Source organism: Paenibacillus sp., from assembly GCF_035645235.1.
In the GTDB taxonomy this organism is placed as follows: domain Bacteria; phylum Bacillota; class Bacilli; order Paenibacillales; family YIM-B00363; genus Paenibacillus_AE.
The window spans coordinates 1-14,957 of record NZ_DASQMZ010000216.1 but is presented as its reverse complement, the minus strand read 5'-3'; the positions used below and the strand labels follow the sequence as shown (position 1 = coordinate 14,957).

The 14,957-nt window shown below is 59.3% G+C and carries 15 protein-coding genes; 4 read left to right on the top strand and 11 right to left on the bottom strand.

Going from position 1 to position 14,957, the window contains the following annotated elements; translation table 11 throughout:
• Window positions 1-86 precede the first annotated feature (86 nt).
• Window positions 87-611, bottom strand: coding sequence for a DUF309 domain-containing protein (locus VEZ38_RS20565; RefSeq protein ID WP_324896906.1), 525 nt, complete (start codon window positions 609-611; stop codon window positions 87-89).
• Between the two features lie 127 nt (window positions 612-738).
• Between VEZ38_RS20565 and VEZ38_RS20560 the strand changes: the two genes are divergently transcribed.
• The 4 genes from VEZ38_RS20560 to VEZ38_RS20545 all read left to right on the top strand — a co-directional run bounded on the left by VEZ38_RS20560 (window position 739) and on the right by VEZ38_RS20545 (window position 4,632).
• Window positions 739-1,170, top strand: a complete 432-nt coding sequence (locus VEZ38_RS20560; RefSeq protein WP_324896904.1) for a hypothetical protein — start codon at window positions 739-741, stop codon at window positions 1,168-1,170.
• The gene (locus VEZ38_RS20555) at window positions 1,167-1,448 is read left to right on the top strand and encodes a DUF2653 family protein (protein ID WP_324896901.1); all 282 of its coding nucleotides are present in this window, start codon (window positions 1,167-1,169) and stop codon (window positions 1,446-1,448) included. Before VEZ38_RS20560 ends, VEZ38_RS20555 begins: the two co-directional genes overlap by 4 nt.
• Before the next feature lie 104 nt (window positions 1,449-1,552).
• Window positions 1,553-3,478, top strand: a complete 1,926-nt coding sequence (locus VEZ38_RS20550) for a glycosyl hydrolase family 18 protein (protein WP_324896899.1) — start codon at window positions 1,553-1,555, stop codon at window positions 3,476-3,478.
• A 140-nt stretch (window positions 3,479-3,618) separates the two neighbouring features.
• Window positions 3,619-4,632, top strand: coding sequence for a DUF3231 family protein (locus tag VEZ38_RS20545; RefSeq protein ID WP_324896897.1), 1,014 nt, complete (start codon window positions 3,619-3,621; stop codon window positions 4,630-4,632).
• Window positions 4,633-4,660: 28 nt separating this feature from the next.
• Here VEZ38_RS20545 and cls read toward each other — a convergent pair whose 3' ends face one another.
• The 10 genes from cls to VEZ38_RS20495 form a co-directional block, all read right to left on the bottom strand.
• The gene (cls, locus tag VEZ38_RS20540; RefSeq protein WP_324896895.1) at window positions 4,661-6,106 is read right to left on the bottom strand and encodes a cardiolipin synthase; all 1,446 of its coding nucleotides are present in this window, start codon (window positions 6,104-6,106) and stop codon (window positions 4,661-4,663) included.
• 151 nt (window positions 6,107-6,257) lie between these two features.
• Window positions 6,258-7,487: an alginate lyase family protein gene (locus VEZ38_RS20535; RefSeq protein ID WP_324896893.1), complete on the bottom strand. Its 1,230-nt coding sequence runs from the start codon at window positions 7,485-7,487 to the stop codon at window positions 6,258-6,260.
• Between the two features lie 181 nt (window positions 7,488-7,668).
• Window positions 7,669-7,782 carry a YjcZ family sporulation protein gene (locus VEZ38_RS20530; protein ID WP_324896891.1) on the bottom strand — a complete coding sequence of 38 codons (114 nt, stop codon included), beginning with the start codon at window positions 7,780-7,782 and terminating at the stop codon, window positions 7,669-7,671.
• Window positions 7,783-7,902: 120 nt separating this feature from the next.
• Window positions 7,903-8,571, bottom strand: coding sequence for a metalloregulator ArsR/SmtB family transcription factor (locus VEZ38_RS20525; RefSeq protein ID WP_324896890.1), 669 nt, complete (start codon window positions 8,569-8,571; stop codon window positions 7,903-7,905).
• 110 nt (window positions 8,572-8,681) lie between these two features.
• Window positions 8,682-10,160, bottom strand: a complete 1,479-nt coding sequence (locus VEZ38_RS20520; RefSeq protein ID WP_324896908.1) for a glycoside hydrolase family 32 protein — start codon at window positions 10,158-10,160, stop codon at window positions 8,682-8,684.
• A gap of 54 nt (window positions 10,161-10,214) precedes the next feature.
• Window positions 10,215-11,057: a carbohydrate ABC transporter permease gene (locus VEZ38_RS20515; protein ID WP_324896888.1), complete on the bottom strand. Its 843-nt coding sequence runs from the start codon at window positions 11,055-11,057 to the stop codon at window positions 10,215-10,217.
• Window positions 11,057-11,941 (bottom strand): sugar ABC transporter permease, encoded by an 885-nt coding sequence (locus tag VEZ38_RS20510; protein ID WP_324896886.1) that lies wholly within the window; start codon window positions 11,939-11,941, stop codon window positions 11,057-11,059. Before VEZ38_RS20510 ends, VEZ38_RS20515 begins: the two co-directional genes overlap by 1 nt.
• A 109-nt stretch (window positions 11,942-12,050) precedes the next feature.
• Window positions 12,051-13,352: an ABC transporter substrate-binding protein gene (locus VEZ38_RS20505; protein ID WP_324896884.1), complete on the bottom strand. Its 1,302-nt coding sequence runs from the start codon at window positions 13,350-13,352 to the stop codon at window positions 12,051-12,053.
• 133 nt (window positions 13,353-13,485) lie between these two features.
• A complete protein-coding gene (locus VEZ38_RS20500) occupies window positions 13,486-14,460 on the bottom strand; it encodes a LacI family DNA-binding transcriptional regulator (protein WP_324896882.1) in 975 nt (324 codons plus the stop codon).
• Between the two features lie 182 nt (window positions 14,461-14,642).
• Window positions 14,643-14,957: sterol carrier protein domain-containing protein (locus tag VEZ38_RS20495; protein ID WP_324896880.1), on the bottom strand; the 315-nt coding region annotated here is incomplete at its 5' end.

Genomic DNA, 14,957 nt, shown 5'->3' with positions numbered 1-14,957 from the left:
GGAGCGGCTTCGCCTCGACTACGCGCCGGAGCGGAGCGCGTTCCGTCTCTCGTCGGACGGACAAATTTACGGCAACGGCATCGTTGTCATCGACCGCCGCGACGCGCCGCGAGCGACCGCCGACGCGCCTCGATAACGTCCGAGCGGTCCCGGAGCGTATGCCGATGGAGGATCGACGCGTCCTCCATCGAGCTCGGCGCGCCCCAGACGCGCCCTGTCGCCTCGCTAAGCCGCCTCGCTTCCGCGAGGAGCTGCTCGTCCGCCAGCGGGATCTCGACGTCCCGATACGGCTCGCCGTCGCGTACGGCCTGCAGCGCCTCCGCCAGCCGTTCGCGCCAGCGCTCCGCTTCGATGCCCAATGCCGTCAGCCCTCCGGGCGGCGAGCGGCGCAGCGAACCCGCGAGCGACTTGACCGCCCCCGCCGCATTGCCCCGCCGGTAATGGTACAGCCCCACCGCCGCTTGAATCAGCCCCACCCAGGTTTCCCGGTGCGGCGATTCCGGATGCGCCTTCCAATATTCCTCGAGCAGCTCATGGCATTCGAAGAAATCGCGATCGCCATGGAAATGCGCCAAAAATCGAACATACGCTTGCGGATAGTCCGAACGCATCGCCGTTCCCCCTTCTCCCGATTGTGCTTCCTCCATCATAACAAACTTTCGGCATACATTTCGAAGCCATGGCTCACACTACTCCGTAAATGCCGCACTTTGCCCAATAGAGGAGACCATACCGAAAATGTGGAAGAAAATCGCGACGCTGTTTTTCGCCTTCACCCTCGTCTTCGCCGCGAGCGCCCCGCTCGTCGATCATGCGGACGCGAAGCGCTACCGCTCTCCCTCCCGATCGTACACCCCTGACGCGCCCGCTCGGACGTCTCCGCGCACCGACAATGTCGATAACGGAGCGACGAACCGCGCCGGCACGACGCCCGGGGCGACGACCGGCCGCGCCGGCAGGGGCTTCGGAGGCGGAGGCTTGATGCGCGGCCTTATGCTCGGCGGACTCGCCGGACTCATGTTCGGCGGACTGCTGTCCGGGCTGGGCGCCTTCGGCTCGATTTTAGGTCTGCTGATCAACGTCCTTGCGATCTACCTGCTGTTCGTGCTGGTGCGCAAAGCGTTCCGCGCGTTTACGAACCGGAGACGTCCCGGAGGGGATTACCGGTGACGACGTTATCCGAAGCCGAGCTCGTCAACGCGATCTGCCTTCATATGGCGGAGCGCCGCGGCATTCGGCCGGAGCAAGTGCAAGTCGAGCTCGTCTACGACGACGAGCTCGGCTATTCGGCGGAGCTGCGCGTCGAAGGGCGGGACGTCGTCTGGGTCGAAGCGAATATGGCGGAGGCCGTATCGAGGTATATGTTGACGCGATACGGACGCCATGCCTATCGGGACGACATTGTTTTCCGGCTGGAGGACGAAATCGTCGTCGACGTCCGCGCATGACGCCGCTCGTTGGATAAACTTGTAACGCAACAATACGGCAGCTTCTCTCGTACAAGAGTTAGAGATTCATAGACTCGTTCGTATGGGAGGAGAACCGTCAACGCATGAACTGGAAATCAGCGGCAACCGCCGTCCTCGCTTGCTCCATGCTCTTCGGATCGCTGGCGCCGGCGGGCGCGCTCGCGGCGGAGGATCGCACGTCGAAGTTTCGGGTGTACCAGAACGACAACGCCTTGAAGGAGTTCGCCGATCAGAACCAGGCGATCGCTTACGCGCGGGGCTTTAAGAACTCGTATGTGGAACGAATCGGCAGCCGCACGTGGGTATGGAGCAGCTTCCCGTCGTACAAGGTGTACCAGAACGACAAAAGCAAGCCCGAGTGGGAATTCGCCACGCTGGAAGCGGCGATCGCCGAAGCGAAGAAGTGGGCGAACGCGAGCGTCCGTCCGCTGGCAGGCGGCGGCTGGGCGTGGGACAATTATCCGGATCACCCGGGGTACACGCTGTACCAAGGGGATAAGACGCTGCCGACATGGACGTTCCCGACGTTGGATTTGGCGAAGGCGGAGGCGAAGAAGTGGGCGAACGCGCACATTATCGACAAAGCGAGCAACAAGTGGGTCTGGGACAACCTGTCGGCCGAACGCAAAGCGGAGCTTCGCGCAGGTCCGGAGACGTACCGCGTCTACCAAGGCGCCAAGACGCTTGAAGGCTGGGGCTTCGCTTATTTGGAGGATGCCGTTGCCGAGGCGCTGAAATGGGCGAACGCTTCGATCGTCCATACCGGCCGAATGACGACGGTTTTCACGAACGCACACCCCTACGTCGTTTATCAGAACGGTATCAAGAAGGCGTCGTTCCCGAGCGTAACGCCGGCGATCGCCGCGGCCTCGAAGCTGACGGACGCGCACGTCGAATGGGAGACGCGCCGCATCTGGTCGAACGAACGCTACTACGCGGTACTGCAATCCGGCAAGAAGCTAAGCGCGTTCGACTCGCCGGCCGACGCCGCCTCGTTCGGCCGCGGGTACGCGAACGCCGAAGTCGTCACGCTCGACGGTCTTCGCGTGTGGGATAACCTGAAGGACCTGCTGTACCTGGCATGGAACGGCTCTTCCAACCATGCGACGATTCAAAACCACGTAGCGAACACGCAGGGGCTCGATATCGATTCCCCGACATGGTTTTATCTTGCGGACGCCAAAGGCACGCTAAAGGACGACAGCAATCCGGAGACGGTCGCATGGCTAAAGACGCAAGGGGTGAAGATCCACCCGCTTGTCCACAACCAATTCGATTCGAAGCTGACCTCCGCCTTCCTCGCGGACGCCGCCGCGCAGCAGTCGTTCATCGCTGCGCTGGTATCGCGCCTCGTCGCTCTGAAGGTCGACGGCGTCAATCTCGACTTCGAAAGCATGGCGGGCAAGGATCGAGACAAGTACACCGCTTTCGTCAAGTCGCTTAGCGAAGCCGTCCGCGGGGCGGGGCTGCAGTTGACGATCGACTTGCCGCGGGGCAGCGTCGCCTGGAATCACCAGACGGCGTTCGACCATGAGAAGCTGCACCAGTACGTCGATTATATAGCGATTATGACGTACGACCAGTTTTACAGCGGCAGCGCCTCTCCGGGCCCGGTTGCCGGCATGAGCTGGACGGAGCAAGGCGTCGAAGAGTTTTTAAGCTACGGCATCCCGCGCTCCAAGCTGCTGCTCGGCGTTCCGTTCTACGTCCGGGTTTGGGAAGTCGATGCGGCCGGCAAGCTGGTATCCAACAAAGCCGCCTGGATGAAAGATCTCGAATCGACGCTCTCGACCGCATCGAACGTCGTCCGCTCCGAAGACGAGAGGTACGGGCTCGAGAAGGTCGAGTACACGAAAGACGGCAAGCGATACGTATTTTGGATGGAAAACATCCCTTCCATCCTAAAGCGGGTCGAAATCGCCAAGAAACATGATCTGGCGGGCATCGCCGCATGGCGCCTCGGCTACGAGCCAGGCGAATTGTGGACGGAGCTGCTTCGAGCGAAATAATAATTATCTTATACCGATCTAAATGGCCGCCCTTTGCATCGCTGCGAGGGGCGGCCGTCCTTATTCGCTCGGAAGCGTGATAATTTTTCTACGGGATTGCCAAACTATAGGAAACCGTCAATAAGGAAGGAATTCATCGCATGAGCGCTACGCTAACCGAGCATAACATCCGATTGACATCGGCCGAAATCGCCAACCTATGGGGCGCATATCAAGGGAATAGCATGGGGTGCTGCATCCTTCAATACTTTCTTCGCCATATGGAGGACTCGCAAATCCGAGAAGTCCTAGAGTACGCGCTGTCGCTGTCGAAGAAGCATGTGGCGACGATCGAGGACATCTTCCGCAGCGAGGCGTTCCCCATACCGGTAGGCTTCACGGAGCAGGACGTCAACCTCGACGCGCCGAAGCTGTTTTCCGATACTTTCGTGTTACATTACATACATCAAACGACGAAAGGCGGATTCAGTTTATACACGATCGCTTTGCCGAATATCGCCCGCGCCGACGTTCGGGAGTTTATGTCCGAGTGCATCGTTTCGTTAACGGAGTTATATAACAGAGTCGCAGACCTCTCCCTGTCGAAAGGGATATTTATCAGGCCGCCGTTCATCACGGTTTCGCACGGCGTCGAATTCGTCGAATCGACAAAATTCATGGCCGGCTTCTTCGGCGATGTCCGCCCTCTCAATGCGCTGGAGATTACCCACCTGTTTTCCAATATACAAACGAACGCCTTGGGGAAAGCCCTGATTATGGGTTTTAGCCAGGTCGCACGGTCCGACGAAATCCGAGAATATTTCAAGCTCGGCAAGAAAATCGCTAAGCATCACATGGAGGTTTTCAGCGAGAAGCTTAAAGAAAACGACTTGCCGGTTCCTATGTCTTGGGATCATGACGTGATGGACTCCCAAGAGCCCCCCTTTTCGGACAAACTCATGCTCTTTCACGTGACGGGGTTGAACGCGTTGGGCATTTTCAATTACGGGGCGGCATTATCAGGGAGCCAGCGGCACGATATTCATGTCGAGTACGGACGTCTTACGGCCGAGATCGGTTTGTACGCGGAAGCAGGGGCCAAGCTTATGATCAAAAACAAATGGCTGGAGCAGACGCCGCTTTCGCCCGATCGGGAGCAGCTAGCGCGCCCGTAGCCTGCTGGCCGCGGCGCTCAGCCGCTCGTCACAAGATCGGCGACAACAGCCGGATAAGCGACTCGCGGAAATATTCCACCTTCCGTCGGCTGCGATATTCCTCGTACGTGAGCTCCCGGCAGTAAGCCATATCTTCCTCGAACGCATCGCGGAGCCGGCCGGCCGATGTCGTATCGTACAATACCGCGTTCACCTCGAAATTGAGCCGGAAGCTTCGTATATCGAAGTTGGCCGTCCCGACCGACGCTACCTCCCCGTCGACGACGATCGTCTTCGCGTGGAGAAAGCCTCGGTCGTACAAGAAGCAGCGCATCCCAAGCTCGAGCAAGTCGCCTAAATACGAATACGAGGCCCAATACACCATCCGCTTATCGGGCTTTCCGGGGATCATGACGCGAACGTCGACCCCGGATAAGACGGCCATCTTCAGCGCGGTCAACACGCTCTCGTCCGGAATGAAATACGGCGTTTGGATAAAGATGCTTTCCTTGGCTGCGTGGATCATTTTCAAATAGACGTTGCGGGTATGTTCGATCGGGAAGTTCGGACCGCTCGAGACGATTTGGACGCCGACGACGCCATTGAACGCGCTGGGCGGGAAATACGACTCGTCGGCTCCCGCTTTCAACGGGGATGCAAGGTTCCAATCGAGCAAAAATTGGATTTGCATCTGCAGCACCGCGCTGCCTTCGATGCGCAGATGGGTGTCCCGCCAATAGCCGAAGCGGGCGTTGCGGCCGACGTATTCGTCCCCGACGTTAAAGCCCCCGATGTACCCGTATTTGCCGTCTATAATGACAAGTTTGCGATGATTTCGGTAGTTGACCCGGATGTTGACGTACGGAATTTTGGACGGAAAGAAGGCGGCGGCTTGCCCGCCCGCCTTCGTCAGTCTGCTGAAAAACCGCGCGGACAGCCGGTGGCTGCCGATCTGGTCATATAAGAAACGAACCTCGACGCCCTCCGCCGCTTTCCCCGCGAGCGCATCCAGCAGCCGGTTCCCGAGCTCGTCGTCTTTGACGATATAATAAAGCAGATGAATGCTGCGCTCCGCGGCCTTGATATCTTGGAGCAGCGCCTCGAATTTCTCGTTCCCGTCCGTGAAGATGCGAACGTCGTTGTTTTGCGTATAGACCGCCGAGCTGCTCATTAAGTTCATGTACATCATATCGCGGTACCGATTCATCGCCGGGTCTCGGAACGGGACGGTGCGAAGCTTAAATTCCGCGCGCTGGGCGTCGATGACGGCGCGGAGCCGCTCCTCCGTCTCCCGGCCGAGCTTATACATCTTTCGCTTGCTGAGGTTTTGCCCGAAGAACGCATATGCGGCGAAGCCGACGACCGGCAGGAACAGCAGCACGACCAGCCACGCCCAGGTGGAAGCGACGTTGCGCCGCTCGAGAAAGATGACGAAGCTGGCGAGCCCGATATTGAGCAGCGTAATGCCGATGACGAAATGATCGTAAGAGAACATCCGGCCCCCCCCCCTTCGTTCCGCAAGCATGCATCGTTGACCCTATTAAAGATAATGCCTCAGCCCATAGAAAAAAACAACATCCTTCGGGGCCTTTCGCCCCGAAGGATGCATAGTCGTCAATCCCCGCCCGGTTCGCGCCGGCGGTGCATTATGCGCGGGCGGGAAAAAGCAGCCGGTACCGATGATCGAACGGATAAGCCGGGAGCCGTTCCAGCGCGGCCGCGTAAGCCGGATCGCCGTACGCTTCAAACGCCATCGACAATAACGGCGCGACATCGGGCAGGGACTCCTCGAGCGGCTTCACAGATTTGTACGGCCATTCGTCCAGTCGATCCAGATGATGGACCAGCCAATCGAGCCCGCGCCGCAGTCCGCTGCCCTCCGCCGTCTCGTACCTCCATAGGTCGATGCCGAGCTCCGCCGCCTGCGCCGCGCAGTTGAAGAACGACAGGAGACCGAAGACGACATAATGGAATGCGATGGCGCGAACGAGCTCTTCCGGCTGACTGCCGTCCGGCCGAATTTGCATGGCGATGCGCGCGGGTACGCGTTCGGTCAAGAACGACCTCGCGATCTCTTCTTCCCCCGAGAATAACGCATACGTTACGATCTGGTTGCAGTACCAGGATCCGTGATTGTTCAGGCAGCCCGCTTCGTCTTTGCCGTGCTGGTGCTCGAGCAGCCAGTGCAGGTAGGTTCGAAACCACGCCCGCAGCCCTTCCGCCTTCCGGGCGTCCCATGACGGGCTCGGTTCAAGCAGCGGCACGACGTTCAGGAACGGAATAAACACCGTGCTTTCGATAACCCCGCCGAACGCGACATAGATGCCCTCCCCTTCGACGCCGGGCACATAGACGGCCGGATACCGCTCCATCCGATCGAAGCCGCCGTTGCCGGGAATGTACTGGGCATACAGCAAATGCGGGTTCATGCGCGTCGCCGGGTCCAAAAACCAAGCGTCGACGAGCCCCGCCGCCTTGCTTGCGTATCGTTCGTCGCCGGTTAGGCCGTACGCCAAAGACAGCGCCTCCACGGCGGAAACCATCCGCGCCATGGACGGGCGGTCGTACTCCTCCACCTCCGGGTTGACGAGTCCGTCCCGCGTTACGTACGGCAGCCCGTCCGGCGTGTCCGGGTTCGGCCAATTGTACACCGATAAGCTCATATAGTCGTGTTTATCCCGCGACGGCGGCATATGCTTCTTATCCAACACGGTGAACGGCTTCGCGGTAAGCCACGCGTCCGCGTCCTCCAGCAGCTTCGCCCTCGCGGCTTGCAGCGCTGGCTCCTCGCCCCGTTCCCGCAGCGTGCGAAGCGCCTCCCTGCCGATCCAGGCTTCCCGTTTCGTCGTGCGTCGCTTCATCTCCTCCAGGTTCATGCGCGTCTCCTCCTCCTACTCATCGATTATGGGAGGTGCCTCTTCACGTAACCATAAGAACATTTTGTCTTCTCTTGTCTTCTGATGACTTTCTTTATGGAAATCCCGGAATGAAAAAGAGAACCGTTCCGAGGCGGCCGCCTCGGTCCGATTCTCTTTCCTTCCCTTGTCGCTTGCTGCGTTACAAGCCGAAGGAGCGCGAAATAATGACGAGCAGGATGAAAAGCACCAAAATCGCGCCCGTCGTCGTCCATACGTTGCAGCCTGCTTCTACGCCCTTCCCTACATATGCCATTCGTATCTTCCTCCCCAGCGGATGCTTCGAATCAGCTTACACCCACAGTCTATGGGAAGGGGGCGCGGCGCGAATGGTCATCTGTCCCAGGCGGGAAGCAATCGGGCGGCCGCCTAACGGTTACGGCTCCGCCTTCGGCTTCACCTCGTAGACGCAGCGCTGTCCGCCTTTCGCCTTGCACTCAAGCTGCTCGACATCGGCGTCCAGCACTTTGCGGAACAGCGAAAGCTCGCTGCTGCACGCTTGGTTGAAGCTGTGCGCGATCGCATGGATCGGGCAGTTGTGCTCGGTGATGAAGTACCTTGCCCCGCCGCCGTCCCGCTCTTCCTTGCGCCATTCGGCCATGTAGCCGCGCTCTTCTTGAATCGCGGCCAGCCCGTCGACGCGCGCCGCGAGCTCGTCCGCGTCCCCTTGCGTCGACAGCCCGCCAAGGCGTTCCTTATATTTTTGCTCTAGACGTCCTTCCCGGCGTTCGAACAGCGCTTCGATCGCCTCCGGCCCTTGCAGCTCCTGAACGTCGTTTAGAAATTCCAACGTAATATCCGCATAATGCTTCGGGAACAGCTCTTCCGCCTGCTCGGTGAGCGAGTAGACGAACGTCGGCCGCCCCATCGCTTGACGGACCGTCTCGACCCCCACGATGCGATCCCGCTCGAGATTGTTTAGATGGCGGCGCACGGCGATGTCGGAGATGCCCAGCTGCTTCGCGATGTCGTACGCGTTAAGCGGGCCGCGCCGGCGCAGCATCGTCATGATTTGCTTTCGGGTCGTCGGATTGTTGTCATCCATCTCGCATGTCCACCGCCTCTCCCCCATATCATAACACGATTTCACGCGGATGAAAGCTACCCGCGGGGAAAATCGCAGCGGCGGACCTTCGGCCTTCCTACGCCCCAGCCTTACTTCAGCTTCCAAAAATCGATGCGGGTAATCGCGGCGGCGCCGCCTTTCGCGAAGTGCCGAACGCCCCGGCTGTCCGGCGCGGGGAAGACAAAGCCGGTCATGGCGGCCTCGCCGTCGTTCACGAACAATTCGAGCGTCGAGCGGTCCAGGAACACTCGCAGCTCCAAGGTATCCGACGCGTCCCGACGCAAGCGGTAGGCGCTGATCCCTTGCTTGCCGGCGCCGGAGAGGGTGCGATCGAACGTCACTTCCCCGGCGGCGGCGTCGTACGCAAGGACCGTCTGCTCCCGCCCATCCTCGGAAGCGCGCAGGAGCAAACCGAATTCGAAGGCGGTAGAACGGGATAGGTCGTAGGTCACGATCAATTCGTATGCGTCGCCTTCCATCCCCGAAAATTCATGCAGGCGATCGTCCGTCACGACATATTCGCCGTGCGCGAGGCGGTTCCCTCGCAGCGCTTCGACCTCCGCCGCGGGACGAACCCGCAGCAGGTTGTCGCCGTCCAGCGTCAATTCTCTCGGGAGCGTCATGCTGCCGGCCCAATGCTTCCCTAGCGCTTTGCCGTCCATCGGCATCCAACCGAATAGAAGCCGGCGCCCCCGGTCGTCGGTGAACGTCTGCGGCGCGTAGAAGTCGAAGCCGTAATCGAGCTTGAAGAACGGCCCGTGCGCGTACCGCCCCGTTTCGTAATCGAACTCGCCGACGTAATAGCCGGACAACGGCGTCGATTGTACGCCTTCCGGGCAAAGCAGCAGCACGTCCTTCCCGCCGAGCGGGAACAAATCCGGACATTCGTGCATATACCCCATCGTACCGTCGCTTTCCGTCAGCACTTGGAAAAATTCCCAATGAAGCAAATCCTTCGACTTGTACGCGATTACCTTGCCGCGACCGTCCTTCTTCGCGCCGAGCACCATGTACCAAGCGTCATCGTGCTTCCACACCTTCGGATCTCGAAAATGATTCGTCTGCCCGATGTGCTCCGGCGGCGCCTCGATGATCGGATTGTTCGGAAGCTTCTCGAACGTGACCCCGTCTTTCGATACCGCGACGCATTGCGTCTGCAGCAAGTCGTCCGGAATGCCGACGGGCGTCGTAAAGACGTTCGCCGTGTAAAACAAATACAATTTCCCTTCATGCTCGACGGCGCTGCCGGAGAAGCAGCCGTCGACATCGTACGTCTCGCTCGGCGCAAGGGCGATCGGCAGCCGCTCCCAATGCACGAGATCCTTGCTTTTTAGGTGAGCCCAATGAATGGTGCCCCACGCCGGGCCGTACGGGTTGAATTGATAAAACAAATGATATTCGCCTTTATAATAAATGAGTCCGTTCGGATCGTTCATCCAATGGACGGGAGGTACCGCATGCGCCTGCGGCCGATGCGGATCGTTCGGCATCGTTCGAACGCCCCGCTCGACGGCTTCTTCGGCTTTTTCCAACGCGTCTCGATGTCCGAGTACCCCAAGTTGCTTCATCTGTTCCAAGATTGCACCCCTGACTGTTGATTTAACGTACGCACGAAACGGTCGTTATTTTACCGAGCCTTGGGTGACGCCCTGGATGATGAACCGTTGGGCGAACAAATAGACCACAAGAATCGGCAAGATAACCAGCAGCACGGCCGGCAAAAATTTCTCGTTGTCGGACGTATAGGTTCCCTTGAACACCTGGATCGCTAACGGAAGCGTAAAGCTGTCTCTTCCTGCGTTTTGCAAAATCAGGAGCGGGAGCAAGAAGTCGTTCCAAATCCAAAGCACGTTCAAAATGACGATCGTCACGGTCGTCGGCATCAGCACCGGCATGACGATGCGGAAGAACGTTTGCCGGCGGCTGCAGCCGTCCATGAACGCTGCTTCTTCCAGCTCCTGCGGAATGCTCTTAATGAAACCGTGATAGATGAACACGGCCAAGGAACTGCCGAAGCCGAGATACATAAAGACGAGCGTCAGCTCCGGCGCCGCTTGGATCCAGCCGAGCTTCTGGCCGTAAATCGAAACGAGCGGAATCATCACCGCTTGGAACGGAATGATCATGGACGCGACCATAACGAAGAAAAACAGGTTGTTGAACTTCGTCTTGTTTCGAACGAAATAGTGGGCCGCCATCGACGAAAACAGTCCGATGAGCAGGACGCTCGCGAACGTGATGACCCCGGAATTCCAAAAGCTCCCGAAATAGTTCATCTCCCGGGCGGCCGCCGCGAAGTTGCCGAACCCGAGCGAGCTCGGCGGCGCAAGGGGCGACTCGATGATTTGCGCGTTCGTCTTGAACGAGTTGAAGACGAGCAATACGAACGGAATCATAAATCCCGCCAGCGCGGCGATCAGCACCGCGTAGTTGAATACGTTCTGTAGAAGCCGCTGCGTTCTCATTAGGCTTCCACCTCCATTTTCTTACCTAGATAAACCTGAACGAGCGTGACGCCCGCGACGAGGAAAAACAGCACGAACGCTTCCGCCTGACCGACGCCGTAGTCGAATCGGACGAACGCCTTGTCATATACGTGCATGGACGCCATCACGGTGCTGCCGAACGGTCCGCCGCCGGTTAACGCGTAGTTCACGTCGTACACCATAAATCCGCGCTGCAGCGATAAGAATATAGTAACGATAAAGGAAGGCACCATGAGCGGCAGCACCATATGCGTCAATTGCTTCCAGGCGCCGGTGCCGTCGATCTTGGCGGCTTCGATGACGTCTCTCGGCACGCTCATCAGGCCGGCGATAAAGATGACCATCATGTACCCGGCGTATTGCCATACGGTCACGATGACCAGCGCCCAAAACGCCAACGTCTCGTCGCCCAGCCACGTCTTGCTGAACAGGTCGATGCCGTACCGCTTGCCGATCGTGACGAACAGATTGTTAAAGACGAACTGCCACAAAAAACCGAGCACGAGTCCGCCGATCAAATTCGGCGTAAAGAACGAGGCGCGGAAGAAATTTTGACCCCGAATGCCGGACGTGACCAAATACGAAAGAAAGAAGGCGATCGCGTTGATGAGCACGACCGTGGCGACGACGTATTTCAGCGTCAGCCATACCGAGGCCCAGAATTTTCCGTCTCGGATGACTTCCGCGTAATTGCCGAATCCGACGTAAGGCGTGGCGGACGAGATGCCGTCCCATTGAAAGAATGTCATATAAATGCCGTATAGGAACGGGACGAGGATGACGGCGGTGAACGCCAGGATCGTCGGTCCGGTAAAGAAGAGCTGATTGCTCCATCGCTTTAGCCGATGTTTTTCGGAGATCATAACGGTTCCTCCATTATTCGGTATCGAGAAATATGTCGTTAAAATAAGGAATGTCGATGGGAGACGTCTGAACGCCCCCACCGACATCGAAACTCACCCGGATTTCCGGTTACTTCACGCTTTTCCAGTACTCTTCGATTTCCGCCGCCAACGCCGCGCGGTCGGCTTTGTCGACCAAATATTTCTGCATCGACGCGCCCAATACCTTCCAATGGTCGCCCGGCACGTAGTTGCCCGCGAACGGGATCGCATGGCCGGCGTTATTGTAGGCTTGCAACGACTTCGCGAGCGGGTTGCTAAGCTCCAGCGTAATGTTCTTGAATGCCGGGATGACGTTCGCCTCGTTCACCAGGAAGTTTTGTCCGGCTTCCTCGTAGACGAGCCAGTTCAGGAACGCTTTCGCCGCCGCCTGCTGCGCTTCCGTGCTTGCTTCTTTGTCGATGAAAATTTGCTTCGTCGCGCCGATGGCGAGCGATGCGTTCGCCGGGTTGCCCGCATCGTCGCTGACCGGGACCGGGATGAAGCCGAAGTCGCCTTCAGGGTTCGTCTTTTGCATTTCCGTAATGAGCCAGTTGCCGTTGAACGTCATCGCCGCTTCGCCGCTTGCGACGGCGGCCGCGCTGCGCTCGAGCACGATCGCTATCGGGTCGTCTTTGCCGAGGTTATACTGCTTCAGCACGTCGAACGTATCGAGCAGACCGTTAAATACCGCGTTATTCGCCAAATTCGCGCCGCCCGACTTCAATTGCGCAAGGAACGCGTTTACGTCGCCTTCCGGCTGGGTAGCATAAGCGATAGCGAGGTAATGGTTCCCGAGGGACCAATCCATGCTGCCGATGACCATCGGCGCGACGCCCGTCGCTTCGATCTTCGCCATCAAGTCTTTCAATGCGGAAGTCGTCTTGATCGAGGCCGGATCGAAAGCGCCGCCGACTGCTTTATCAAGCACCGCTTTATTGTAGATGAGGCCGGTTCCCTCGATCGCGAACGGGAAGGCGATCGTCTTGCCGTCGATCTGATTCGGCTGCGCGAGGTCCGCGACCCACTTCTCGCCGGACAGGTCCGCCGCTTTATCCTGGAACTTGGCGATATCGCCGGCGTCCAGCATGGCGAGCGTCGCAGGCGTTCCCGCCGCGTACAAGGACGAAGCGCGCTCTACGGGAGATTGGCTTTCCGCCGCCGTGATCACTTCCAGCTCGATGCCGGGGTTCGACGCCATGAACGCGGCCGCGGCGTTCGTCATTTGCTGCTGAATTTCGGACTTCGAATTCAACAAGGTGATCTTGACTTTCTCCGCCGCATCTCCGCCGGCGCCGCCTTCATTCGTGCTAGGGTTTCCGTTGCCGCCGCATGCGGAGACAACCAATGCAAGCGCTACCAGCGCTGCCATTCCGAGACGAGAACGTTTCATAAGGTCGATCTTCCCCTCTGTTTGGATAGTAGACATCCTTTTGTAGCGAGTATATATGTTAAGCGGTTGACATGTCAAGCGGTTGACATGTGGAACTATAAAAATGCCGGCTCCCTGCGGATTCGGCTTCGAGCTACGTCGTTTCCCGTTCGATCAGCGTCACGGGGTGCACGTTTTCGAGCGGCACCTCGTTCCCGGCCACCATGCCGTCCAAGAGGTCCACGACCGACTTTGCCATCGCTTCCAGCGGCTGGCGTATCGTCGTTAAGCCCGGATTGACGAGCGCGGCCGTGTCGATATCGTCGTACCCGATCAGCTTCACCCGCTCCGGAATCCCGATTCCCCGCTGCGCGCACGACTTGAGTACATGCATGGCTACCATATCGCCGGTGGCGAAGATGGCGTCGACGTCGGGATGCGCGTCGAACAGCGCGCCGACCGCTTTGCCGTAGTCGACGGTTTCGAAGACGTCCCGGCCCAGCTCGATCACGACCGGCTCGACCGACCGGCGCCGCAGCTCGCGGACGAACGCTTCCGTTCTGCGGTTGCTCAATAAGTCGAGGCTTAGGTTGCCGCAGATGAGCGCGATCTTCTCGCAGCCCTTGCGCAGCAGCAGCTCGGCCGCCAGCTTGCCGCCCTGCTCGTTGTCCGACGACACGTACGGGATGTCCGCGATGCGCCGGTCGAACGTGACGATCGGCTGCTGCAGCCTCTTGTACACGTCGACTTCCAGCGTATGGCTGGCCATAAAGATGCCGTCCACGCGGTTGCTCTTGAGCATGTCGATGTATTCCTTTTCCTTCTTCGGCTCCAGTCTCGAGTTGCATACCAATATTTTATACCCGAGGTCCGAGGCGTACCGCTCGATATGATGCGTCAGCTCGGCGAAGAACGGATGCGCGATCGACGGAATGATCGTTCCTAGGATCATCGAGCGCTTGCGCGTTAACGACCGCGCGATTTCGTTCGGCTGGTAATGCAGCTCCTTCATGACGCGATACACTTTCTCCCGAGTCTCCTGGCTGATATATCCGCGGTTGTTCAGCACTCTGGACACCGTCGTCACCGTGACACCCGCTCGCAGCGCCACGTCTTTGATCGTCGTCATTTCGTTGTCTTCCCCCCTCCCCGATATGATAAAAAATTATAACAGCAAATCGACGAGCGTCCAATAGCCTTCGTCCCGCTTCCTTGCTGCTAAAAAAAGGAGGCCCCCGGGAAGGGCCTCCCTCGGATCGCGGGCGACGGCGCCTCATGCCGGCTGCCCGCCCCGGCGCGCCGGGCCGACGTTCAGAAGAAGTCGGCGAGGTACGTCTGGCGCGCGGGCAGCACGCGCTCGAGCGCCTCCGCGGCGTCGGCCGGGCCCGTCAGCATGCCCGCGGCATGCAGGAGGGCCGGGCGCCGCGCGCCGATCAGCATCGCGGTCAAGCCGCCGATGCCGACGTCCAGGGCGCCGCCGTCCGCGGCGCCGACCGGCGAGGGCGCGAGCGCGCCGCGCCCGTCCGCGTCGACGGCGAGCGTCCACGCGCCGTCGTTCCAGGCCGCGTGCGCGTCGCTCACGCGCAGCCGCACCGTCGCGGGGGCCCCCGCGACGAACGGCAGGGC

Coding starts and splice junctions, on each gene's coding strand:
- VEZ38_RS20510 (WP_324896886.1), bottom strand. CDS start 11,941: ATGATCTCCGAAAAACATCGGCTAAAGCGATGGAGCAATCAGCTCTTC.
- VEZ38_RS20565 (WP_324896906.1), bottom strand. CDS start 611: ATGCGTTCGGACTATCCGCAAGCGTATGTTCGATTTTTGGCGCATTTC.
- VEZ38_RS20550 (WP_324896899.1), top strand. CDS start 1,553: ATGAACTGGAAATCAGCGGCAACCGCCGTCCTCGCTTGCTCCATGCTC.
- VEZ38_RS20545 (WP_324896897.1), top strand. CDS start 3,619: ATGAGCGCTACGCTAACCGAGCATAACATCCGATTGACATCGGCCGAA.
- VEZ38_RS20535 (WP_324896893.1), bottom strand. CDS start 7,487: ATGAACCTGGAGGAGATGAAGCGACGCACGACGAAACGGGAAGCCTGG.
- VEZ38_RS20520 (WP_324896908.1), bottom strand. CDS start 10,160: ATGAAGCAACTTGGGGTACTCGGACATCGAGACGCGTTGGAAAAAGCC.
- VEZ38_RS20525 (WP_324896890.1), bottom strand. CDS start 8,571: ATGGATGACAACAATCCGACGACCCGAAAGCAAATCATGACGATGCTG.
- VEZ38_RS20530 (WP_324896891.1), bottom strand. CDS start 7,782: ATGGCATATGTAGGGAAGGGCGTAGAAGCAGGCTGCAACGTATGGACG.
- VEZ38_RS20560 (WP_324896904.1), top strand. CDS start 739: ATGTGGAAGAAAATCGCGACGCTGTTTTTCGCCTTCACCCTCGTCTTC.
- VEZ38_RS20515 (WP_324896888.1), bottom strand. CDS start 11,057: ATGAGAACGCAGCGGCTTCTACAGAACGTATTCAACTACGCGGTGCTG.
- VEZ38_RS20505 (WP_324896884.1), bottom strand. CDS start 13,352: ATGAAACGTTCTCGTCTCGGAATGGCAGCGCTGGTAGCGCTTGCATTG.
- cls (WP_324896895.1), bottom strand. CDS start 6,106: ATGTTCTCTTACGATCATTTCGTCATCGGCATTACGCTGCTCAATATC.
- VEZ38_RS20500 (WP_324896882.1), bottom strand. CDS start 14,460: ATGACGACGATCAAAGACGTGGCGCTGCGAGCGGGTGTCACGGTGACG.